Below are 21,349 nucleotides of genomic sequence, written 5' to 3'. Positions count from 1 at the left end.
GCCATGGCATTGACCCTACCCCCGCTCAAGAGCACACGGGAAACGCCGCTGGCGCTGGCCGATATCTATGCCGCGCGCCAGCGGCTGTTTCATTCATCGACGGCCACGGGTGTCGAACGCACGGCGCTGGTGCCTTCACCGGCGCTGTCGCGACGCTTCGATGCCGAGATTCTGCTCAAGCTGGAGACCCGCCAGCCCACCGGCGCCTTCAAGCTGCGCGGGGCCAGCAATCTGCTGGCCGCCGTGGCGGAAGGCTGCTCAAGCGATGCCGCCAGTCGTTTGGCACGCGGCGTGACCACCGCCTCCACCGGCAACCATGGTCGCGCGCTGGCCTACGCCGCGATGCGCCGTGGCCTGAGGGCGGTCATCTGCCTCTCCGAGCAGGTGCCCGCCAACAAGGTGCGTGCCATCGAGGCGCTGGGTGAGCTGGGCGGTGCCTCTGGCGGCAGTGTCGAGGTACGCCGGGTCGGGCGCAGCCAGGACGAGGCCTTCCACGAGGTCAATCGGCTGGTCGAGGAGGAGGGCATGCTGGCGGTGCCACCCTTCGATGACCCGCTGATCGCGGCTGGTCAGGGCACCATCGGGCTTGAGTTGATGGAGGATTGCCCGCAGCTCGATCAGGTACTGATCGGACTGTCCGGCGGCGGCCTGCTCGGCGGTATCGGGGCGGCGCTCAAGGCGATTCGCCCCGAGACCCGCGTGCATGGCATCAGCCTCACCGAAGGCGCGGCCATGTGGCACAGCCTGCAGGCGGGCACACCGGTGGAGGTGGAAGAGGTCGCCAGCCTCGCGGATTCGCTGGGCGGCGGCATCGGGCTTGGCAATCACACCACGCTGCCGTTGGTGCGCCGCGTGATGGATGAACACCATCAGGCCAGCGAGCGCGCTATCGCCCGCGCCATGCTGATGCTGCTGGAAGAGGAGAAGCTGCTGGTCGAGGGTGCCGCCGTGGTCGGGCTTGCCGCACTCGAGGCCTCGCGGCTGGGCGAGACCGACCCGGTGCTGGCCGAGTCGATCCGCGGCCAGCGTGTCGCGCTGATCATCAGTGGCAATGGGGTCAGTCTGGAGACCTTCGATCAGGCCAGAGCACTGCTGGCGGACGCTCAGCAGTGATTTATTCGCCCATGGCTCACAGCGTGAGACAGATGACGGCACACCAGGAGGAGGGCGCATGACGGAACCGACTCAAGAAAGCATGCAGACGTATTCCCGTGAACAGATCGAGCAGGTCGTGGGGCTGGACGCCACGGCACTGGGCACCATTCGCGATGCCTTCATCGCGCTGGGACAAGGCAAGGTGGTGCAGCCGCCGATCCTGTCGATGGCCATCGAGGAGGCCAACGGCGAGGTGGATGTCAAGACCGCCCATATCCAGGGGCTCAAGCACTTCGCGATCAAGATCAGCCCCGGCTTCTTCAACAATCCCGCCCGCGGCCTGCCAAGCCTCAATGGCCTGATGGTGGTGTTCTCCGCCGAGACGGGGCTGGCCAAGGCGTTGCTGGATGATGGCGGCTATCTCACCGCCATTCGCACCGCGCTGGCCGGTGCCGTGGCGGCAGAGGCCCTGTCACGCCCCGACAGCAAGCGCGTCGCGCTGATCGGCGCCGGTGAGCAGGCGAGCCTGCAGCTGGAGGCGCTGCGGCTGGTGCGCGATATCGAGAGTGTCGATGTCTGGGCGCGTGACAAGGAGCGCGGCGAGCGCTTCGCACGCGACATCGAGCAGCGCCTGGGCCTCACCGTGCGCAGCCATGACAGCCTGCATGCGGTGTGTCAGAACGCCGATATCATCATCACCGCCACGCCGTCCCACACGCCGCTGCTGGAATACTCGATGCTGCCGGAAGGCGTGCATGTCACCGCGATGGGCTCCGACAGCCCCGAGAAGCGCGAGCTGGAAGCCGACGTGCTGACCGATTGCGACTACTTCGTGTGTGACAGCCGCGCCCAGTCGGAAATCAATGGCGAGCTGAAGGGGCTGGATGAAGACCAGGCCAAGGCATGCGAGGTGTACGAGCTGGGCAAGCTGCTGGCCGATGGGCGTCGTCTGCGTGAGGGTGACCAGAACAGCGGTGAACAGGCTGAAACCGCCACTGATACCCTCATCACGGTGGCAGACCTTACCGGCACCGGCGTGCAGGACACCGCGATTGCCAGCTTGGCGCTGGCTCGACTCGCCCAGCGCTAGCGCCGCACGCAGCGACAGCGGGTCATGAAGGCGCGACGGACTTGCCCAGCGCGGCGCCGCATGCGAGGGTCACGCAGTAACGGCAGGAAGCCGTTGACTCCCTCGTCCACTCGGAGCCTGTCGTGACTCGAACCATGCCCTCACCCTCTGCTGCGCCGCGCGCCCTCAATGCTGCCCCCGGGGTAGAGGTCCGCCGCTCGCCGCTGGCGGATCTTTGTGCCGACTGCGATGCCGTGACGCTGCTGCCACCGCTATCCCCGCCGGGTGAGGGGTATCTGCGCCATTTCTGCCAGCTGGATTCCCCGCTGGCGGTGTTCGATCTCGACGATACCCTGCTCGATGGCGACTGCACCGGCATGTGGATGCGCTGGATGGCCGCCTGTGGCTGGATCGAGGATGTCGAGGTCTTCATGGCCGTCGGCGAGCGCCACCAGAGCGAGTATCACGCCGGCACCCTGGATATCCACGAGCACACGGGGCATCTGCTCAGCCCGCTCATCGGGCGGCATCGCGATGAGGTGCGTCGCGAAGTCGATGATTTCGTGGAAGAAATGGTGATGCCGCGTCTGCTGGAAGGCGGTATCGCGCGGCTGGCCGAACACGGCGAGGCGGGCCATCGCACTCTGATCATCTCCGCCTCCATGCATCATCTGGTCGGCCCCATCGCCAGTCGCCTGACCGCCGATGGCGCGCTGGCCACCCATCCTGCCTTCGATGATCAGGGCCGCTTCACCGGCGAGACCACCGGCATCGTCACCTTCCGCGAAGGCAAGCTGGCGGCGCTGGATGCCTGGCTGGAAGACGCCAGCCAGCTCAAGCGTGCGCCGCAGGCACTGTGGGGCTACTCCGATTCCCACAACGACCTGCCGCTGCTGGAGCGGGTCGATCACCCCCACGCCACCCAGCCGGATGCGCCGCTGCGCCAGTTCGCCGAAGCGCGTGGCTGGCCGGTGGTCGACTGGCGTCAGTCGCACCTGTCCATCGAATCGGACTGAGCGTGCATGAAGCCGTCGACTGACTCCCACCTCGCCCGCGATCACAGCCCGGATGCCAGAGCCCTGCAGGCGCGTGGCGTCGCGCTGACGGCGCTGGGCGTGCTGCTGATCTCGCCGGATGCGCTGTTGCTGCGCCTCGCCGATGTCGCCGATGGCCCGCTGGTGTTCTGGCGGGGGGTGCTGACGGCCATCGGCTTTGCGCTGATTCTGCTGCTCACCCAGCGCGGCGGGCCTGGCCAGCGCTGCGCCAGTGCGCTGGCGCGTATGCGTGGCTGCGGGCGCACGGGGCTGTGGGTCGCGCTGCTGTTCACCGGCTCCACGCTGGGCTTCGTGCTCGCCAATCAATACACCCGCGCCGGCAATGTGCTGATCATCCTCGCCGCCAGTCCGCTGTTCGCGGCGCTGATGTCGCGGCTATGGCTGGGCGAGCGCCAGCCGCGCCATGTGTGGGGCGCGATTCTGGTCTCGCTGGCGGGCATCACGCTGTTGGTGATGGACGAGGCGGGCAGCGGCTCGCTGACCGGCAACCTGCTCGCGCTGGGCTGCAGCCTGTCACTGGCGGGCAACTTCACGCTGTGCCGCACGCGCCCGGGCCTCGACATGAGCCCGATGCTGACGCTGTCGGGGCTTATGACCGCGCTGTGTGGCCTGCTGGCCTGCATATGGTTGGCGGTCTCTGGGGTAGGAGAAGGTGCAGGAGAGGGTGCAGCAGAGGGTGCAGCAGAGGTCCTCGAGAGCGTGCTCACCAAGCTATGGCCCTCGCACAGCGCTGATTTCGCCCAGCGCGCCGGCTGGCTGGTGCTGCTGTGTCTGGTGCTCTCGCCGCTGGGCTTCACGCTGATCCAGCGTGGTCCGCTGTACCTGCCGTCCGCCGAGGTGGCGCTGCTGATGCTGCTGGAAAGCGTGTTCGGCATCCTGTGGGTGTGGTGGGTGCTGGACGAGTCACTGACCCTGCGCGGCTGGGTGGGCGGCGCCATGGTGCTGGGCGCGATGCTGATCAAGAGTCTGATCGACCGCCGCCTGCGTCACCTGCAGGCCACGCGCGCGTCTTCTGCGGATGCGTCTGCGGGCGGCAACTGATACAATCCTGCCCATCCCCGAGTTTATTCACTGTCAAATGACAGCCCTCTGGACGCCTCACGGCGACCGGAGCGAATAGCTCATGGCGCGAAGAAAGCCACAGGGTGACCGGAAACGACGGCGACTTCACGACGCGAGCCAGGCGCGAGCGGCACTGCCCCTGACGGCAGTGATGAAGATTGCAACAACCGGACGCCAGACTGACTCGACAGCGCCAGGATTCAGCACGCACACCACCTTCCCCAACCTGTTGCGGACGACTCGATGACAAGCAGCCTCAAACAGCAGTGGCTCTCCAACCTCCGGCCCGACATCCTGTCCGGCCTGGTGGTGGCGTTGGCCCTGATCCCCGAAGCCATCGCCTTCTCCATCATTGCCGGTGTCGACCCCAAGGTCGGCCTGTATGCCTCCTTCTCCATCGCCGTGGTGACCGCCATCGCCGGTGGCCGTCCGGGCATGATCTCCGCCGCCACCGGTGCCATGGCACTGCTGATGGTCGACCTGGTCAAGGACCACGGCCTGGAATACCTGCTGGCCGCCACCGTGCTGACCGGCGTGATCCAGATCATCTTCGGCTACTTCAAGCTCGGCTCGCTGATGCGCTTCGTGTCGCGCTCGGTGGTCACCGGCTTCGTGAATGCGCTGGCGATCCTGATCTTCATGGCCCAGCTGCCGGAGCTGACCAACGTCACCTGGCACGTCTACGCCATGACGGCGGCCGGTCTCGGCATCATCTACCTGCTGCCGCTGGTGCCGAAGGTCGGCAAGCTGCTGCCGTCGCCGCTGGTCTGCATCATCGTGCTCACCATCTTCGCCATGGTTGTCGGTCTGGATATCCGCACCGTCGGCGACATGGGCGAGCTGCCGGACAGCCTGCCGGTGTTCCTGATTCCGGACATCCCCTTCAATCTGGAAACCCTGTGGATCATCTTGCCGTACTCGCTGCCGCTGGCGGTCGTGGGGCTGCTGGAATCCCTGATGACGGCCACCCTGGTCGATGATCTGACCGATACGCCGTCCGACAAGAACCGTGAGTGCAAGGGCCAGGGCGCGGCCAACGTCGTCACCGGCTTCCTCGGCGGCATGGCGGGTTGCGCGATGATCGGCCAGACGATGATCAACGTGAAGTCCGGCGGTCGTACGCGTCTCTCCACCATGGTGGCGGGTGTCGTGCTGCTGATCCTGGTCGTGTTCCTCGGCCCGTGGGTCTCGCAGATTCCGATGGCCGCACTGGTCGCGGTGATGATCATGGTCTCCATCGGCACCTTCTCCTGGCAGTCGATCCGTGACCTCAAGACCCACCCGATGTCCACCAACATCGTCATGCTGGGCACCGTGGCCGTCGTGGTCGCGACCCACAACCTGGCGATCGGCGTGCTGGTCGGCGTGCTGCTCTCGGCGCTGTTCTTCGCCAACAAGATCGGTCAGGTGCTGCACATCGGCAGCGACATGAATGCCGATGGTCGTACCCGCGAATACCGCGTGGTCGGTCAAGTGTTCTTCGCCTCCAGCGAGCAGTTCCAGGCCGGTTTTGACCTCAAGGAGACCGTCGAGCGTGTCGTCATCGACGTCAGCCGTGCGCACTTCTGGGACATCACCGCCATCGGCGCGCTGGACACCGTGGTGGTCAAGTTCCGCCGCGAGGGTACCGAGGTCGAGGTACGTGGGCTCAACGAAGCCAGCGCCACGCTGGTGGATCGCTTCGCGGTGCATGACAAGCCGGATGCGGTCGAGAAGCTGATGGGTCATTGATCCCGTTGGCTTCCCCCGCCTGATCGAGGCCGGTGGCGCCAGCAGCGTGATTGATGCGTAAAGACGGCGGGCAGTCCTTCACGGGCTGCCCGCCGTTTGCGTTGGTGGGGTCGGAAAGTGGTAATCTCGAAACAGGCGCCTGAAGCGCCACCTTGATCGTCAGCATAAGGAAGCACGCCATGAGCCAATCCTCTGCCAGTGCCCTGACAGGCCATGACAAGGTTACCGCCTGCATTGACGGCTCCGCCTTTGCCGTCTCCGTGTGTGACGCCGCCGTGTGGGCCAGCCAACGCCTCTCGGCACCGCTGAGCTTCCTGCATGTGATCGACCGCCAGGAAGGAGCGGGCGAGGCCAGCAGTGATCTCTCCGGCAGCATCGGGCTCGGCGCGCGCGAGCACCTGCTGGAAGAGCTCGCCACCCTGGATGAGCAACGCGGGCGTATCGCCCAGGAGCAGGGCCGCCTGATGCTGGAGGCCGCCTACGAGCGCGCCGTGCAGGCGGGTATCGCGGAGCCGCGCCCACGCCAGCGCAATGGTGAGCTGGTCGAGACCCTCGCGGAGCTGGAAGACGAGATTCGCCTGCTGGTGATCGGCAAGCGCGGCGAAGGGGCGGAGCAGGCCAGCGAGCACCTCGGTAGCAATCTGGAGCGCGTGATTCGCAGCCTGCATCGTCCGGTGCTGGTGGTGCCGGGCGAGTTCAATCAGCCGACACGGGTGCTGATCGCCTTCGATTGCAGCACCACCATCAAGCGCGCCGTCGAGGTATTGGCGGCAAGCCCGCTGCTGCAAGGCGCGGAGCTGCATCTGGTGATGGTCGGCGCGGAGTCGGTGGAGCATCAGGCCCCGCTGGACGCCGCGCGCGACACCCTCACCGCGGCAGGTTTCAGCGTGCAGGCCAGCTTCAGAGCAGGAGAGGTGGAAGCCTGCCTGCGCGAATATGCCAAGGAACACGCCATCGACATGCTGGTGATGGGTGCCTACGGCCACTCGCGCATCCGTCAGCTGCTGGTCGGCAGCACCACCACCGAGATGATTCGCAACGCCACGGTGCCGCTGCTGATCCTGCGCTGAGCCATCCCTGAGTCGCTCAGGCGGCTCTCTGAGCATTGGCTGAGAGCGAGCCGTTCCATCATTGCCGTGACGCCGCGCTTCCGTAATCTCTCGGGCGCGGCGTCTTGCTGTCTGGCGGGTATCTTCGTATACCGGCAATCTTGAGTTCACGCCCGTTTTCCTACATCACCGGCAGCACGCGTGAAACAACAGGTGTCACCACAAGAGCCACTACAAGAGCCCCCATAACTGAAACCACAGGTTCCCATGATGCAGGGTAATATCCCCCGCAGGTCGCGTTGCGCCGCTCGCGCGAATCTGGAACGCTGAAGGACTGATCTCACCCTGCTTCGCCAGCGGTGTTTTCTGTATCAGCGCCGCTGGTGGCATTTTTCCACTACCCAAGAAGAACAGCACAAGGACACTCTCGATGAACATCCAACGCCATGACACCAAGCCGCGCATGAGCCGCGCCGTGATCCACAACAACACCATCTACCTGTGTGGCCAGGTCGCCGGTCCGGACCATCGCTTCGGGAATATCACGGACCAGGCCAACAGCATGCTCGCGCGTGTCGATGCGCTGCTGGAAGAAGTCGGCACCGACCGCGAGCACCTGCTCTCCGCCACCGTCTATCTCAAGACAATGGACGACTTCAAGACCTTCAACGACATCTGGGACACCTGGGTACCACAAGGCCACGCCCCCGCCCGCGCCTGCGTACAAGCCGCCATGGCCAGCCCGGAACTGCTGTGTGAAATTACCGTGGTCGCTGCGGTTAAGTAATTCAAAGTATGATTTTTCTAACCCCGCCAGAGAAAACTCTGGTGGGGTTTATATTAACTAATGGCTGGATAAAACGATAAATCAACTTTTTGTGTATGACGTTGCTTAAATTGATATTTTAGTCTACCTACCTCAAGTTTTAGTTCTGCTAGCAGCTGCTCTTTGCTATTGTCTATTTTGAAGTGTTTGAGATTATAGATGTCTTCGACATTAATGTTGCATGATTATGGATACTGGAGCCCCTTAGTCCTATTTGTGACGAAGCCCAAGTCGTTGGCCTAAAGCTATGATGTGAAATTTGCGTAATTACTGTAGTGAATTAATGGCTTGTCATTATTTAAGAAAAATCTTTTTAGTGCATTATTAGATGGTTTTCTATTCTAGGGATAAATTATCATGATAGAATTGCTTAAGAGTATTTCCGTTGCTTTGGTTGATGGTAGATACGAGCCTCTTAAAGAATTGACATATGGCATGGGCGCAAAAAGTTTTTTAGGTAGGGATTTGGAAAGCGGTAAAACAGTGTTTATGAAATATTTGCTTTTCCCTGCTAATGATTATGAGTTGGCTAAGTTTAAAAATGAAATAATGTTGACTAAGAGGTGGACGCAATATAAATTAGTCAATCATAATGTTGATTATATATCGTCAGAGAGTTTTTATGACGATAAGGTATTGTGTTTAGTGACAGAATGGTGTGACGCACCTTCATTAAATAAATGGTTGGAAAACAAAAAAAATATTTCTCTGGATGATAGGGTAGAATTGGTTCATAGAGTTTGTAGCGGAGTTAGTTCTATAACGCTCGGCGGTTTTTGTCATAGAGATTTACATCCCGGGAATATTATAATCGAAGATGTTGAATTGGATTGGCATGCAAATCCGCCTGAAGTAGGCGTTAAGATTATAGATTTAGGAGAAGCTATATCAGTTATCGATTTGAATTATGAGGATAGTGAGCAATTTGTTTTTGATGTAGCTAATGGTGCTAGGAAGAAAATAGAGGGATCATTTTATGGACTTCCTCCAGAAATTTTTACTCCCTGGGGTAATGTTATTAATAATTATCTAAAATATGATTCTTGGTCTATGTCGCTTCTTCTGTATAAAATTTTGACAGGTAAGGATTTAATTTCTCACCCTGACATAGGATCGTATATTGAAGCAATTAAGTCTGGTGTGTTACAACGTGCAATTGATGATGCATATGATGAAATAGAATCACTGGATGTTGTATATAGCACATTTTTGGCCAAGCTTTTTGTTTCAGTATGTAAAATAGATGCTAGCCAAAGAAAGGATATGAGTTACGTTAGTCGAGTATTGTGGGATATCCGGTTTAATGAGTTGCATCTGAAATTGAAAGGCCCTAAGGATATTGAAAAATATTTTAAAAGTCCTTATTGGTTTATGCCCCCTGAAGGGTGGAAATATGATACTGTTAATGATCCTTATTGAGGTTTTTTTATGAGGCTTTATAGAGGATTTTCATATGCGGAATCTTTATCTGATGGGGTTTTAATTAATTCTTATAGAGATACGCCTAGACAGCCGGTAGATACTCCTATTCTTATACATAAGATTGTAGATGAATGGTTTTTCAATAATTTTAGAGTTAAGGCTAGAAGCGAGTGTATTTTTTGTACGCCAGATGTGAGCGAAGCTGCTAACTACTCTGCCGGTTATTCGTCAGGTGTGCTAGCAGAGGTTTTTTTTGGTGGCGAAAGTAAGTTTTTGTATAGTTCTTCTGTAGTAGATTTAAATATGTACGTATACGATATTGGGCCAGATAAGGAAGATGTTTTTGATTGGCTAGACGCTCAAGACTATAAAATGGTCTATAGTCATGATGATATTCCTGATGATGTGGTCTCTGAAGTAATGGTGGATTGTAAAGAGTATGAGATTTCTATATTAAAGCGGTGGTCTTTATAAGCTTCATGGAGTTATATGCTGAATTAAACTGTTTCGGTAGTACAGGTTTTTATAATGGCCTCATACCGCACCCACTCTCGATAAAATCCGTCCAGTCGTTCTGTCTCGCTGAGGTGTGATGCTTCAGCGAGGCGTTCGCGTGCATCTGTAGGCAGCATGGCGATGCGGGCGTCGAGGTCGTGGGCGTGGCGGGGGTTGAGGTATTCGAGGTCCAGCCCGAGCGGGAGGGTGGCGATGCCGACGAGTACATGGCCGTGGCGGTGGGCGATGGAGACGTAGAAGCCTACCGGTAGCGCAGGGTGATGGGGCGCCTGGCCACGCGGCGACCAGTCGGAAAGTGGTAGCGCAATGCCTTGGGCCGCGGCGAGTTCACCGAGCAGGAGGCGGGCGAGGTGCGATTCGGCTTCACGTTGCTGGCGACGGCGGGCCTTGGTAGATGACACGGGGGTGTCCGCGTTATCCACATCCGGCTGGTGTGCGCGCAGCGAGCGATGGCGGGAAGCTTCAGCCGAGGAGTTGATAGAGGGAGCAGCCAAATCAGCACAGGATGCTGGCAGCACACACGCCTCGGCCAGCCACAGGCGGGCTGGCCGAGAGGATGATGCAGAGCAGAGATTCGGCAAGGCGCAGGCAGCGCCGCCAGTCGCAGATACCAAGGAGGCGGCGAGAGCGTGGGGATCATGCGAGATCAGCGGCTCGGCATTCAGCGAACCACTGCTCAGCGAATCAGTGTTCAGCGAACCAGAGCTCAGTGAACCAGTGTTCGGCGTACAGGAGCCATCCGCTGCAGCATGCCCCAGCACCACGCAGCGATAGGCGGGGTGAGCGGTCGGACGCGCCGCTGGCTCGACTGCGGAGTTATCCTCAATCGGCTCGCTTGTCTCGCTCACATCCTTGCCTTGCCTGGCCGTCATGATGGCGAATCAGTTCTTCGGATGCAGGATCACCAGATCCCCACGCAACGCGACGCCCGCGACGATATTGCCCGCATGGCACTCGTACTTCTCGCTGCTGGAGTAGGGCACCTTGTCATAGTCGCTGCGAATGTTGATGACCGCATTGGCCCCATATTCGCGCGCCTTTTCCTGCAGCTCACGCAGCGCCGACAGGAACACCCAGCGACAGGCTTCCGCATCGCCCTTGTTGGTCGCGTTGGTCTTCGGGTTCACCCGCGCCCAGCCACGCTTCTCGATCCGCTCGTAGGGCTGCTTGTCACCGAAGAAGAAGGCCACGTCCTTGCCCAGTCGCTGACTGGCCGCGGTGCTGGCCATCACCGGCATGATCGGCAAGAAGTGCTGCGTGTCCCGCGCCACCGCCGGAGCGGAGGCCACAAGCCCCGCAGAGCCGAGCAGCAGTGCAGACATCAGTGTCAGCACACGCGAGGCGCGACCCGAGTGAGCGCGCGTGGCAGGTGCCGCGGAATGTTTCGAGGATGCAAGCGACTGAGCAGAACGTGACGCCATCTGAGACCTCTCCTAACAGGGTGATTGACTGGCGCGACGCCAGTGAATATCGCCGTCAGCCAGCCAGGGGCGTGAGCCAATCACACCATAGACCATGCAGCGGGCGCGTATCTTGCGCCAGATCCGACCCGCTGCAAAGTCGTACGTTGGCGACACCCTGCAGAGGCGTCAGCGCGAAGCGTGGTGACTGGCGCCAGATCAGATTGCCAGTGACTCACTCACCCTGCCAGCGACGCAGAATCAGCGAGGTATTGATGCCACCGAAGGCGAAGTTGTTGCTCATCACGGTGTCCGTCTCGATCTCGCGGCCTGCGCCGGTGAGATAGTCGAGCTGCGCACAGCGTGGGTCGAGACTGGTGAGATTGGCGGTACCGTGGAACCAGCCATCGCGCATCATCTCGATGGCGATCCAGGCCTCCAGCGCGCCACAGGCACCCAGGGTATGGCCGGTGTAACTCTTGAAGGCGCTGATCGGCGTGGAATCGCCAAACACGGCATGGGTGGCGTGGCTCTCGGCGATATCACCGCGCTCGGTGGCGGTGCCATGGGCGCTGACATAGCCGATCTCTGAGGCCTCGACACCGGCATCCTCCAGCGCCATGCGCATCGCGGCTTCCATCATGTTGGCGTCCGGCTGGGTGACGTGACGGCCATCGGAGTTGGTGCCGAAGCCGAGAATCTCGGCGTGGATGGTCGCGCCGCGCGCCAGGGCGTGCTCCAGCTCTTCCAGAATCAGCGTGCCGGCGCCTTCGCCGATCACCAGGCCATCACGTTCGGCATCGAAGGGCCGCGGTGACAGGTCCGGGCGCTCATTGCAGGTGCTGGTGGCGAACAGGGTATCGAACACGGCGGCGTCGGCGGCGGACAGCTCCTCGCAGCCACCGGCGACCATCGCGGTCTGGCGGCCGAAGCGGATCGCCTCATAGGCGTAACCGATGCCCTGACTGCCCGAGGTGCAGGCGCTGGAGGTGGTGTGAATCCGCCCCTTGATACCGAGGAAGACGCCGATATTGACCGGCGCGGTGTGCGCCATCATGCGGATATAGGAGTTGGCGCTGAGCCCGTCGGTGGAGTGATTGATCAGCATGTTGCCGAAGTCGGCCACCGCATCCGGCTCCCCGGCCGAGGCACCGTAGGCGATGCCCATCTGGCCGCTCTCCTTGAGCGGGCTGTCACTCAGGCCAGCCGCTTCCAGCGCCAGTTCGCTGGAGCGGGTCGCCAGCTGCGCCACACGCCCCATGCTGCGCAGCGCGCGGCGATTGTAGTGACTGGGCAGTTCGAAGTCGTTGACCGGCGCGCCGAGGCGGGTGTTGAGGCCGTCGTACTTGTCCCAGTCCTCGATATAGCGGATACCGGTGCGCCCGGCGGCCAGGTTGGCGCGCAGGGTCGGCCAGTCATTGCCGATGGGCGAGAAGCCATGCATGCCGGTGACCACGACACGTCTGCCGCGCAGTGCCTGAGAGGAAGCCGTCATCAGAACATCCCCCCGTTCACCGCGATGGTCTGGCGGGTGATGTAGCCGGCGTCCTTCGAGCACAGGAAGGCCACGGTGGCGGCGACTTCCTCGGCTTCCCCCGCGCGACGCATGGGAATCATCTTCAGCGCCTCTTCCATCTCGACGCCTTCGGTCATCTCGGTGGCGATGACGCCCGGTGCGACGGCATTGACGGTGATGCGGCGCTTGGCCAGTTCCACCGCCAGCGCCTTGACCGCGCCGATCAGACCCGCCTTGGCGGCGGAATAGTTGACCTGGCCGCGATTGCCCATCATGCCCGACACCGAGGACATCACGATGATGCGCCCCGGCTTGCGGCGGCGTACCAGCGGCATGGAAAGCGGTTTGATGACGTTGTAGAAGCCATCGAGGTTGGTGCGGATCACGCTGTCCCAGTCTTCATCGGTGAGCGCCGGGAAGGCGTTGTCGGCATGGATACCGGCATTGCAGACCACCCCGTAGTAGCAGCCGTGGGCCTCGATATCGGCTTCCAGCGCGCTGCGTGCGGCGTCACGATCGGCGACATCGAAGCTCAGGATGCGCGATTCACCGCCCAGGACGCTGATCTCACGCGCGACCTCCTCGGCGGCGTCACGGCGCGAGCGACAATGCAGCACCAGGTTGTAGCCTTCGCGGGCCAGACGCAGCGCGATGGCGCGGCCGATGCCACGGCTGGAGCCGGTGACCAGAATCCACTCGCGTGCTTCAGGGGCAGCGGTGGCAGTTTCAGTAGCGGGGGGTGTGACAGACATCAGACATTACCTTGCGATGAGGCACCGGCAGCATCCTGCTGTCCGGGTGAGGATTCTTGTGCGGTGGCTTGCGTAGACGCCGCGGAGGGCAGCGCCTCGGGCGCCGGCTCGAAGACATTCACGCCGGCACGCGCGACTATGGCGCCGTGCTCGTCGCTGATGGTGGCCTCGAAGGCGCCCAGACCGTTGTCGGCGCGATAGTCGAGCTGAACATGAATCTGCCAGCGACAGTCGCAGGAAAAGGCGGCGACTTCGCTCTCATAACGGCGACTCCCGAGCAGAAAGCCGACCCGTGGCGGCTGGCCGCTGCGCGCGGCCTGCATGCCCGACCAGGCGGCGATGGCCTGCGCCATCCACTCAAGCCCGACCCAGGCGGGAATCACGGCCTGGCCGTCGGCGTCCTGCTCGGCGAACAGGTTGTCTGGCGCCGGGGTGATGTCAGCGCTCAGCGAATGCGCGTCACAGCACAGCACGCTATCCAGCAGGCACATGCCGGCATCATGGGGCACATAGGGGCCGATGGCGCAGGGCATGGCGGGATAGCGCGCCTCACGGGGCTGCACCTCAGCGCCAGCAGGGGAAACTGAGTCGGTGCTCGGGGTCAGCATGCAGAGGACTCCGGGTCGGTGGTGTGGCGCTCCAGCACCAGCGAGATATTGTTGCCGCCGAAGGCGAAGGCATTGCTCATCACCCGCAGCGGCGGGGTCTCGGGGCGGTCACGATAGACGATATTGAGCGCAGGCAGCGCCGGGTCCAGCGCCTCACGCGGCGTGGCATGCGGCGGCAGGCGGCCATGTTCCAGCGCCAGCCAGCAGAAGGCGGCTTCCAGTGCCCCGCAGGCCCCCAGCGTATGGCCGGTGAGGGCCTTGGTCGAGCTGACGGCGGGCAGACGGGGCTCGTCAGCATCGGCATCCGTGCCGAACAGGCGGCTGATGGCGAGGCTTTCCATCGCATCATTCAGCGGCGTGGCGGTGCCGTGCAGGTTGATGTAGTCGATCTCGCCGGGGGTGCGCCCGGCACTGGTGAGCGCGCCGCGCATGGCGGCCTCGGCGCCGCTGCCATCGGGGCAGGGCGCGGAAATATGGTGGGCATCGCTGGATTCGCCGACGCCGGTCAGCTGTACGCCACCGCGCTCCGGCGTGACCACGAACAGCACCGCGGCCTCGCCCAGATTGATGCCATCACGCTCGGCTCCCAGCGGCTGGCTCTGCTTGCGGCTGACGGCCTCCAGGCTCATGAAGCCCTTCACCGTCATGTGGCACAGGCTGTCGGCGCCACCGGCGATCACCGCATCGCACTGGCCGGAGGCCAGCAGGCGGCGTGCGCTGGCCAGGGCCTTGGCGCTGGAGGTGCAGGCGGTGGAGAGGGTGTAGATCGGCCCGCGCGCGCCGCTCAGCCAGGCGACACACTCGGCGGGCGCGCCCAGTTCCTGGCGACGATATTCAAAGCTTTGCGGCCAGCTGTCGGCGCTCGGCGTGCCCTGGGCGACGGCGGCGCGCTGGGCATCCATCGCGGCTTCCGTCTCGCCGATGCCGGAGGTGCTGGTGCCGAGCACCACGCCGATGCGCTCCGGCGCGATGCCCTGGCGCTTGAGGGCTTCAAGCTCCGGTGCCAGCTGCTCAAGCGCGGTGGCCAGCAGGCGGTTGTTGCGTGAGCGCAGCGGGGTCGGCCAGTCGCTGTCATCCACCAGCCGCGCGGTGACGCGCCCCAGCGACAGCGGCGTGCCGGGGCTGAAGTCATCACTGACACGCAGGCCACGGCTGGCGCTGAACAGCGCACTGCTGATCAGGCCGTGGTCTGCGCCCAGCGGGCAGACGATGCCGGGGCGTGACAGGCGACAGGCGTTGCCAGTGTCGCGGCCCTTGATGGTAGCGGTGGCCACGGTTGCAACAGATTCAGTCATGCGCGGGAGCTTCCGGTGAGTCGTCAGGGTCGTTCTGTGTGCTGGGCGCTGCCAGCGGTTCCAGCGTCAGTTGCATGTCGGCTGCCGGGTCGCGCAGGGTCACGCGGCCGCTGGCATCGCGGGTCAGCTCGGCGATGGTCACACCATCTTGCGTGATGATGCGCTGCGCGGGCTGGCGACGTTGTTGCCAGTCGCCGCGTTGTACCAGCTGCCAGCCTGTGTTCGCAAAGGCGGCATCGATCGCGGCCTGCGGCCAGTGCACCCAGGCGATACGCCGCGCCAGCCAGTCGGCGGTGAAGGGCAGCTTCTCGAGCACCTCGGGGCGTGCCTTCTCGAAACGGCTGCCGTCGGCATCATGCACCAGCGTCAGCAGGCGTTGGCCCTGCACGCTGAGCATGACCAGCCGCATGGCCTCGGGCGATTGGCGCAGTACGCCGATGAGAGGCGGCAGATTCTGCTCCTGCGCACCCTCGCCAGCCTCGGCATCGGCGTCCACAGCGACAGTACGTTTTGCGTTGTCATCACTCTCTATACGCGCCACACGCAGAATCAGACGTTGGGTGCGGGTCTGCTCGAGACTCGCCAGCGCCGGCATCGGGCTGGCAGCCTCCAGCGGCTTTGGGGCGAGCAGGCTGCAGCCGCTCAACAGCAGCGTGGCGGCCACGGCGAGGCTGGCCAGCCTGAGGCGGCTGCGCAGCCCGACTGAGAGCAGCCCTGTGGAATCAGCGTGAGAGGCGAAAGACATGTTTTTCATGACGCTACTTTACCTGTTCTCGCCGACGCTTGCTGCGCGGCCGAAGGCGCTGAGGTCAGCCACCGAGTCGCTCTCCTGCACCGCGTCTGGCGCGAGTGCCTGCTCGGGCGCGGTCAGTCTGGCAAGGGCCGTCAGGCGGCGGCGACTGGCGCTGACGAAGGGGTTGGCCGTGTCCCAGGCGTAACCGGCGAGCACCGCGCTGATCATCTGGCGAATCCGCGCATGCGGCTCGGGGTGATAGATGATGTCGGTCAGGCGGCTGTCGTACCAGGCGGTGACGAATTCGCGGAAGACCTCGATGCCACGGCGCAGCGGCTGCTCGTATTCGCTGGCCCAGTCGGGGCGCTGCTCATCGCGGGTCGCGGTAAGCTCACGCGCGACCAGCGGCGCGGCACGCTGCGCCGATTCCAGTGCGATGGTCACGCCGGAGGAGAACACCGGGTCCAGAAACTCTCCGGCATTGCCGAGCAGCGCATAGCCCGGGCCATGCAGGCGACTGACATCGGCGCTGTAACCGCCCAGCGACTGCACGGCGTTGGCGGGCGTGGCATCGCGCAGCAGCTCCGCCAGGCGTGGTTCTTCCATCACCCACTGCCACAGGCGTGTCTGCGCATCGTCCTCGGCGGCAGGCTCGATCAGCTCGCGCGGGCCGACCACGCCCAGCGAGGCGCGGCCATTGGCGAAGGGAATCAGCCAGTACCAGACATCGGGATGCGTCGGATGCGAGGCGATCAGGATATTGTCGCGGCGATAGCCCTCGGCGGGCGGCGCGAGGTCGGCGATGCCGTCGTGGACATGGCCGAACAGCGCCATGCGCGGCTCCAGGCGCGGGTCGCGCTCAAGCGATTCGAGCCGCGCCAGCACGCGGCCATAGCCGCTGGCATCCAGCACGAAGGCGGCCTCAAGCTCGCGGCCATCCGCCAGCGTGAGGCGCGGCCCCTGCGCATGGCCAGTGGCGTCGCTCTGCGCGGCGCGAGCGGGAGTGAAGCCCGTGACCGTGACGCCGAATTCGACCTCGGCACCCGCCGCCCGCGCGCCCTCGATCAAGCGCTGATCAAAGTCGGCGCGCTCCACCTGCCAGGTGGTGCCGGGGCCGTCGCTGAACTTGTCGCGGAAGTCGATCACGCGATGTTCGCCGCGGCGGGTGAAGGCCGCACCGGTCTTGCGCTGATAGCCACCGGCGGCGGCGGCCTCCATCAAGCCGCAGGCCTCCAGATGCTGCATGCAACGCGGCAGCAGGCTCTCGCCGATGGAGAAGCGCGGGAAGTGGCTGCGCTCCAGTACGCGCACCGCATGGCCCGCGCGTGCCAGCCACGCCGCCGCCGCCGCGCCGGCGGGTCCGGCGCCGATGATGATGACTTCCTTGCGTGGTGGGTTGTTGCTGCGATCTGCCGACTCCATGGCCTCGTCCCCTGTCGTTGTCGATATCGTTATCGTTATGTGTACTTGTTGCGCTGCGTTCCCTGCGGCTTGCTTGCCTCTCGCTTATGCCCCGCCTCAACTGCGCGCGAAGGGCACCAGGCACCAGGTGGCGCTCAGCCCCAGCAGGCAGGCCAGCCCCAGTGCCGCCAGTGCTGGTGTCTGACTGAAGCTCAACAACCCAAAGGCTAGCAGGCTGGAGGCGCACGACAGCGAAATCGCCAGCAGGCTGGCCTGCGATGCACGGCTGGCGCTGGTCTGTGCTGCATCTGACGCTGTAGATGATAAAGAGCGGCGCGCCGGATGCTCGGCACAGAAGATCCCTGCACTGCTTTTTTCTGCGCTGCGCGCGGGATGCTCGGCACAGAAGATGCCCGCGCTGCTTTTTTCTGCGCTGTGCGCCGGATGCTCGGCACAGAAGATGCCGGCATCCAGGCCAATCCCCAGTACCAGCAACAGGCCCAGCAGGTGGAAGAGGTTGAGGCCGACGCCAGCCAGCGTCAGGGCCGCCAGCGTCAGTACCAGTCCGCCCAGCGGCGGCAGCAGGGCTCGCCAGGTGCTGCGGCGATAGCGCAGCGCCAGCAGCAGGCTGATCAAGACCACCGCGCCGCCGACCAGCCAGGCCATCTCGCTGCGAATCCTGCCCAGCGTCGTCGAGAGCCTGGCGACCTGATCCACATACTCGAGGCTGTCGTCATCCGCGGCGAGGCGAGCAAGCGTTGCGCTGCCGTCAGCCGTGACATCGCCGAAGCGCACGATGCCGATGGCGGCGCTGCGCGAGTCGAGCCACAGTCGTTGGCCCATCTCACCGGCGGGCAGCGCGACCCAGTCCGCCGGGCGCAGCGGATGGGCGTCTGCGATGGCCTGCTCGGCACGTGTGACCAGCTCAGGCGGCAGGCCTGCGGTGCTCAGCACCTGGGGCAGCAGGGTGCGGGTGCGCTCACGCATGGCGCCGAGATTGGCCTGCTGCTGTTCAAGCGTCGGCAGTTGCTGAGCGAGGCTCGCCCAGTGGCCCAGCTGCTGGCGTGCATTCAGCTGCTGGAAGGTGCCTTCCAGCGCATGCAGGCGCGTGAGCAGGGCGGCGTCAGTCTCGGCCTGCACGATCAGGTAGCGCAGGCCGTCCGGTTCGGCGAGCAGGCGCTGGACCTCGCGTTGCTCGTTGATCAGAGACGCAGGCGAGGGATTGAGCTGCGTGAGGCGGTCATCGCTGCGCAGTCCGTAGAGGCTTGCCAGCGCGGCCAGCAGCAGCAGAGCCAGTGCCTGCCAGCTGCGCTTGCCGGGAATGGCGCGCGCCAGCCAGTGTGCGGCGCGGGCGGCGGGGGAGTCCTCGCGGGTGGCCTGCGCCGGCAGTGGCAGTTGCGGCAGCCACAGGCGCACGCTCAGCCAGGCACCGATCAAGCCGAGCGCCGCGAACATGCCCATCTGGCGCAGACCGGGCATCGGCGTCAGGGTGATGGCCAGATAGGCAGCGAGGCTGGAACACAGTCCCAGCGTCAGGCCTGGCCACAGCGCGGCGAGCCCGCCACGGCCATTCGTCGTCGCCAGGCGGCGCATGCACTCCAGATGCAGCACGTAATCGATGGAGATGCCGATCAGGCTGGCGCCGAAGGCCAGCGTCAGCACATGCAGGCTGCCGAAGGCCCACCAGGTCAGCGGCAGCGCGAACAGCACGCCCGTGGCCACCGGCACCAGCAGCAATGGCAGCCGCCGCGGGGTGCGGAACACCGCCCACAGCAACAGCAGCACGCCGATCAGCGAGCCGAGCCCGATGGTCGACATCTCCTGTTTGGCCTGCTGTGCGCCGTTGCTGGCGTGGAAGACCAGTCCGGAGCGCAGCAGCCGGATGTCGGGATAGTCGGCCTTCACGCCATTCACGGCTTGCTCCAGCGCCTGCTGGTCACTCATCGCGTAGGCGCTGCCCGAAAGGGTGGCGCTGATCAGGCGATAACCGTTGCCAGGCTGATTGCTGCCCTTTCCGTCGCTGTCCTGTTCGTCACTGTGCTGTTTATCACTGTCCTGTTCGTCACGGTCTGAGCCAGCGGAAGCCGGCGCGTGCAGCAACAGCTGGCCGCCGGACAGCGACAGGTTGGCGGGCGTCAGCCAGCTCTGCCAGGCGCCTGCGAGACCGAATGGGTCGCGGATCAGGTCGCGCTGGCCGCCGGGCTGGAACAGCTGCCTGAGGGCGCGCGCCTGCCAGTCATCGTCACTCAGGCCTGCAAGCGACGGGGCGATCAGCGCCGGCTGGACCTCTGCCGGCAGGCGCAGGCTTTCGAGGCTCTTGCCGTCATCCAGCCTCGCGATGGGCGCGAGCGCCTGACGCAGAGACTGGGCGGCAGCGTCACGCTGCTTGCGTGCGGCGGCGCTGGCATCGCGACTGCCGACCAGAATCACCAGCCGGTTGGCGGTGTCATCCAGCGACTCGGCGCGCGCCGCCAGCGGGCTGCGTTCCTGCTGTGGCAGCATGGCGGTGATGCGGGTGTCGATCGCCCCATGCCATGGGCTCTGCGGGACGATCTTCGCGGCCAGCAGCAGGGCGCACAGCAGCAGGGCGGCGGCCCACAGCCAGCGCCAGATGGCGCGATCCAGCCCCTTGCGCGGCTCTCGGCTGGGTGATGTCATCGTTCGCAGTGACCGCCGGCGGTGAGCGTCAGCTCAAGGCGGTCACCATCGCCGCTGTCGAGATTCACGTGTTCCAGCCAGCTGCCACCGTCGATCTCGAGACGCTCGATGGCCTCGGCCAGACGGGCATCGCTTGGTGTCAGGCTGGCCTGCCAGTCATCCGGCGTACCCGTCAACGTGAGGGAGAAGTGCTCCTCGAGCGCCTGCCAGTCGCCGTGGAAGAAGCTGATCAGCAGCTCCGCCATCGCCTGCTGGTCGGCCGGCAGCGGTTCGCCATTCGGGCCTTCGCTGGCATCGGGGCGCATCTCGAGACGGTCTTCAATCGGCGAAGTGGTTTCCCACACCAGGCCTTCAGGAGCGTTCGGGTCACCGATCAGACGGAAATGACCCCGGCTCTCGAGCTCTGCACCGACATCCTCGAGCCAGCGCGTCTGCTGGAAGTTACCGCAGACTGGCGCGGTGCGTGCCAGCTGTTGCGTCAGGGCACGAGCGTCGAATTTGGCGGCGCTGGTCTTGGGAGCACTGGTCTCTGAGGCACTGGTCTCGGATGCGCTGGCCCAGGGGGCACCGGCAGTCAGCAGCAGGGCAGTGGCGGCAATGGCAAGGCGCGACGTCATCACGGCGTTCCTCGTGTTTCTGAAGGGGAGGCAGGCGAATCACTGGTGTGTGTCAGCGCTTGTTCGGCCTGCCAGGCGGCCAGCCGCTCGCTGAGCGCGGCGGGCGAGGCCAGCAGCATCTCGCCATCCTCCAACCCGACCGCGACCTGCACGCTGTAGCCGCGGGTCAGGCGCTTGCCGCTCTCGACATCGCGAATCACGTAGTCGAGCTTGAGGCGATTCTCCCACTCGCGCAGCCGTGCGGTGACGGCGATACGCTGGCCGAAGCGCGCCGGGCCGGCATAGCGCAGGCGCAGGTCGATCACCGGCCAGGCGTAGCCGGAATCGCGCATCTGCGGGTAGTTGTAGTCGAGCATGTCGAGCAGCTTGCAGCGGGCGATCTCGAGATAGCGCACGTAATGGCCGTGCCAGGCGACTTCCATCATGTCGACGTCGTGGAAGGGCACTTCCATCTCTACCGTGGCGGTCGGCATCGGGGTGTCGGCTGGCTGATTCATGGCTTGTTTCTCGCTCAAGGCTTTTTCCTCGCTCAAGGCTGCCCCGC

Annotated in this window: 20 protein-coding genes; 9 read left to right on the top strand and 11 right to left on the bottom strand. The window is 63.6% G+C overall.

The genetic code is table 11. The features are described 5' to 3' along the window. Window positions 1-3: 3 nt before the first annotated feature. From QD356_RS12475 to QD356_RS12435, 9 genes are all read left to right on the top strand, one after another. Window positions 4-1,113: a pyridoxal-phosphate dependent enzyme gene (locus QD356_RS12475; RefSeq protein ID WP_192837467.1), complete on the top strand. Its 1,110-nt coding sequence runs from the start codon at window positions 4-6 to the stop codon at window positions 1,111-1,113. 58 nt (window positions 1,114-1,171) lie between these two features. After that, window positions 1,172-2,185 carry a cyclodeaminase gene (locus QD356_RS12470; RefSeq protein WP_225996301.1) on the top strand — a complete coding sequence of 338 codons (1,014 nt, stop codon included), beginning with the start codon at window positions 1,172-1,174 and terminating at the stop codon, window positions 2,183-2,185. Window positions 2,186-2,319: 134 nt separating this feature from the next. Beyond that, window positions 2,320-3,180: an HAD-IB family hydrolase gene (locus QD356_RS12465; RefSeq protein ID WP_192837468.1), complete on the top strand. Its 861-nt coding sequence runs from the start codon at window positions 2,320-2,322 to the stop codon at window positions 3,178-3,180. A 6-nt stretch (window positions 3,181-3,186) separates the two neighbouring features. Further along, on the top strand, window positions 3,187-4,260 hold the full coding sequence (locus QD356_RS12460) for a DMT family transporter (RefSeq protein ID WP_192837469.1): 1,074 nt from the start codon (window positions 3,187-3,189) through the stop codon (window positions 4,258-4,260). Between the two features lie 264 nt (window positions 4,261-4,524). Beyond that, complete coding sequence (locus QD356_RS12455) at window positions 4,525-6,012, top strand: SulP family inorganic anion transporter (RefSeq protein ID WP_054555610.1); 1,488 nt, start codon at window positions 4,525-4,527, stop codon at window positions 6,010-6,012. 179 nt (window positions 6,013-6,191) lie between these two features. After that, the gene (locus QD356_RS12450; RefSeq protein WP_192837470.1) at window positions 6,192-7,082 is read left to right on the top strand and encodes a universal stress protein; all 891 of its coding nucleotides are present in this window, start codon (window positions 6,192-6,194) and stop codon (window positions 7,080-7,082) included. 409 nt (window positions 7,083-7,491) lie between these two features. Next, entirely contained in the window at window positions 7,492-7,848 is a 357-nt protein-coding gene (locus QD356_RS12445; protein WP_043331456.1) for a RidA family protein, read from the top strand. 396 nt (window positions 7,849-8,244) lie between these two features. Next, complete coding sequence (locus QD356_RS12440; protein ID WP_192837471.1) at window positions 8,245-9,306, top strand: protein kinase; 1,062 nt, start codon at window positions 8,245-8,247, stop codon at window positions 9,304-9,306. A gap of 9 nt (window positions 9,307-9,315) precedes the next feature. Next, window positions 9,316-9,783 carry a hypothetical protein gene (locus QD356_RS12435; RefSeq protein WP_192837472.1) on the top strand — a complete coding sequence of 156 codons (468 nt, stop codon included), beginning with the start codon at window positions 9,316-9,318 and terminating at the stop codon, window positions 9,781-9,783. 23 nt (window positions 9,784-9,806) lie between these two features. On the opposite strand, the gene QD356_RS12430 is transcribed toward QD356_RS12435, so the two are convergent. From QD356_RS12430 to QD356_RS12380, 11 genes are all read right to left on the bottom strand, one after another. After that, complete coding sequence (locus QD356_RS12430; RefSeq protein ID WP_192837473.1) at window positions 9,807-10,697, bottom strand: hypothetical protein; 891 nt, start codon at window positions 10,695-10,697, stop codon at window positions 9,807-9,809. Between the two features lie 9 nt (window positions 10,698-10,706). Next, on the bottom strand, window positions 10,707-11,246 hold the full coding sequence (locus QD356_RS12425) for a heavy metal-binding domain-containing protein (protein ID WP_225996302.1): 540 nt from the start codon (window positions 11,244-11,246) through the stop codon (window positions 10,707-10,709). Between the two features lie 214 nt (window positions 11,247-11,460). Continuing rightward, window positions 11,461-12,720, bottom strand: coding sequence for a beta-ketoacyl-ACP synthase (locus tag QD356_RS12420; RefSeq protein ID WP_225996303.1), 1,260 nt, complete (start codon window positions 12,718-12,720; stop codon window positions 11,461-11,463). Beyond that, the gene (fabG, locus tag QD356_RS12415) at window positions 12,720-13,493 is read right to left on the bottom strand and encodes a 3-oxoacyl-ACP reductase FabG (protein ID WP_192837474.1); all 774 of its coding nucleotides are present in this window, start codon (window positions 13,491-13,493) and stop codon (window positions 12,720-12,722) included. Before fabG ends, QD356_RS12420 begins: the two co-directional genes overlap by 1 nt. After that, a complete protein-coding gene (locus QD356_RS12410; protein WP_192837475.1) occupies window positions 13,493-14,101 on the bottom strand; it encodes a hypothetical protein in 609 nt (202 codons plus the stop codon). Before QD356_RS12410 ends, fabG begins: the two co-directional genes overlap by 1 nt. Beyond that, a complete protein-coding gene (locus tag QD356_RS12405; RefSeq protein ID WP_192837476.1) occupies window positions 14,095-15,396 on the bottom strand; it encodes a beta-ketoacyl-ACP synthase in 1,302 nt (433 codons plus the stop codon). Before QD356_RS12405 ends, QD356_RS12410 begins: the two co-directional genes overlap by 7 nt. Next, window positions 15,389-16,150, bottom strand: coding sequence for a DUF3261 domain-containing protein (locus tag QD356_RS12400; RefSeq protein ID WP_192837477.1), 762 nt, complete (start codon window positions 16,148-16,150; stop codon window positions 15,389-15,391). The genes QD356_RS12405 and QD356_RS12400 overlap by 8 nt, the downstream gene beginning before the upstream one ends. A gap of 9 nt (window positions 16,151-16,159) precedes the next feature. Next, the gene (locus QD356_RS12395; RefSeq protein ID WP_192837478.1) at window positions 16,160-17,551 is read right to left on the bottom strand and encodes a tryptophan 7-halogenase; all 1,392 of its coding nucleotides are present in this window, start codon (window positions 17,549-17,551) and stop codon (window positions 16,160-16,162) included. Window positions 17,552-17,647: 96 nt separating this feature from the next. Beyond that, window positions 17,648-20,188: a hypothetical protein gene (locus QD356_RS12390; RefSeq protein ID WP_192837479.1), complete on the bottom strand. Its 2,541-nt coding sequence runs from the start codon at window positions 20,186-20,188 to the stop codon at window positions 17,648-17,650. Further along, a complete protein-coding gene (locus tag QD356_RS12385) occupies window positions 20,185-20,805 on the bottom strand; it encodes a LolA-related protein (protein WP_192837480.1) in 621 nt (206 codons plus the stop codon). Before QD356_RS12385 ends, QD356_RS12390 begins: the two co-directional genes overlap by 4 nt. After that, window positions 20,805-21,320, bottom strand: a complete 516-nt coding sequence (locus QD356_RS12380) for an acyl-CoA thioesterase (protein WP_264158068.1) — start codon at window positions 21,318-21,320, stop codon at window positions 20,805-20,807. The genes QD356_RS12385 and QD356_RS12380 overlap by 1 nt, the downstream gene beginning before the upstream one ends. Window positions 21,321-21,349: the final 29 nt, after the last annotated feature.

The organism is Cobetia sp. 2AS (assembly GCF_029846355.1).
In the GTDB taxonomy this organism is placed as follows: Bacteria; Pseudomonadota; Gammaproteobacteria; order Pseudomonadales; family Halomonadaceae; genus Cobetia; species Cobetia amphilecti.
This window is presented reverse-complemented; position numbering and strand designations above follow the sequence as displayed.

Bases quoted from the DNA above. Each gene is read 5' to 3' on its own strand.
- QD356_RS12475 (WP_192837467.1), top strand. From the start codon at position 4: ATGGCATTGACCCTACCCCCGCTCAAGAGCACACGGGAAACGCCGCTG.
- QD356_RS12470 (WP_225996301.1), top strand. From the start codon at position 1,172: ATGACGGAACCGACTCAAGAAAGCATGCAGACGTATTCCCGTGAACAG.
- QD356_RS12465 (WP_192837468.1), top strand. From the start codon at position 2,320: ATGCCCTCACCCTCTGCTGCGCCGCGCGCCCTCAATGCTGCCCCCGGG.
- QD356_RS12460 (WP_192837469.1), top strand. From the start codon at position 3,187: ATGAAGCCGTCGACTGACTCCCACCTCGCCCGCGATCACAGCCCGGAT.
- QD356_RS12455 (WP_054555610.1), top strand. From the start codon at position 4,525: ATGACAAGCAGCCTCAAACAGCAGTGGCTCTCCAACCTCCGGCCCGAC.
- QD356_RS12450 (WP_192837470.1), top strand. From the start codon at position 6,192: ATGAGCCAATCCTCTGCCAGTGCCCTGACAGGCCATGACAAGGTTACC.
- QD356_RS12445 (WP_043331456.1), top strand. From the start codon at position 7,492: ATGAACATCCAACGCCATGACACCAAGCCGCGCATGAGCCGCGCCGTG.
- QD356_RS12440 (WP_192837471.1), top strand. From the start codon at position 8,245: ATGATAGAATTGCTTAAGAGTATTTCCGTTGCTTTGGTTGATGGTAGA.
- QD356_RS12435 (WP_192837472.1), top strand. From the start codon at position 9,316: ATGAGGCTTTATAGAGGATTTTCATATGCGGAATCTTTATCTGATGGG.
- QD356_RS12430 (WP_192837473.1), bottom strand. From the start codon at position 10,697: ATGACGGCCAGGCAAGGCAAGGATGTGAGCGAGACAAGCGAGCCGATT.
- QD356_RS12425 (WP_225996302.1), bottom strand. From the start codon at position 11,246: ATGGCGTCACGTTCTGCTCAGTCGCTTGCATCCTCGAAACATTCCGCG.
- QD356_RS12420 (WP_225996303.1), bottom strand. From the start codon at position 12,720: ATGACGGCTTCCTCTCAGGCACTGCGCGGCAGACGTGTCGTGGTCACC.
- fabG (WP_192837474.1), bottom strand. From the start codon at position 13,493: ATGTCTGTCACACCCCCCGCTACTGAAACTGCCACCGCTGCCCCTGAA.
- QD356_RS12410 (WP_192837475.1), bottom strand. From the start codon at position 14,101: ATGCTGACCCCGAGCACCGACTCAGTTTCCCCTGCTGGCGCTGAGGTG.
- QD356_RS12405 (WP_192837476.1), bottom strand. From the start codon at position 15,396: ATGACTGAATCTGTTGCAACCGTGGCCACCGCTACCATCAAGGGCCGC.
- QD356_RS12400 (WP_192837477.1), bottom strand. From the start codon at position 16,150: ATGAAAAACATGTCTTTCGCCTCTCACGCTGATTCCACAGGGCTGCTC.
- QD356_RS12395 (WP_192837478.1), bottom strand. From the start codon at position 17,551: ATGGAGTCGGCAGATCGCAGCAACAACCCACCACGCAAGGAAGTCATC.
- QD356_RS12390 (WP_192837479.1), bottom strand. From the start codon at position 20,188: ATGACATCACCCAGCCGAGAGCCGCGCAAGGGGCTGGATCGCGCCATC.
- QD356_RS12385 (WP_192837480.1), bottom strand. From the start codon at position 20,805: ATGACGTCGCGCCTTGCCATTGCCGCCACTGCCCTGCTGCTGACTGCC.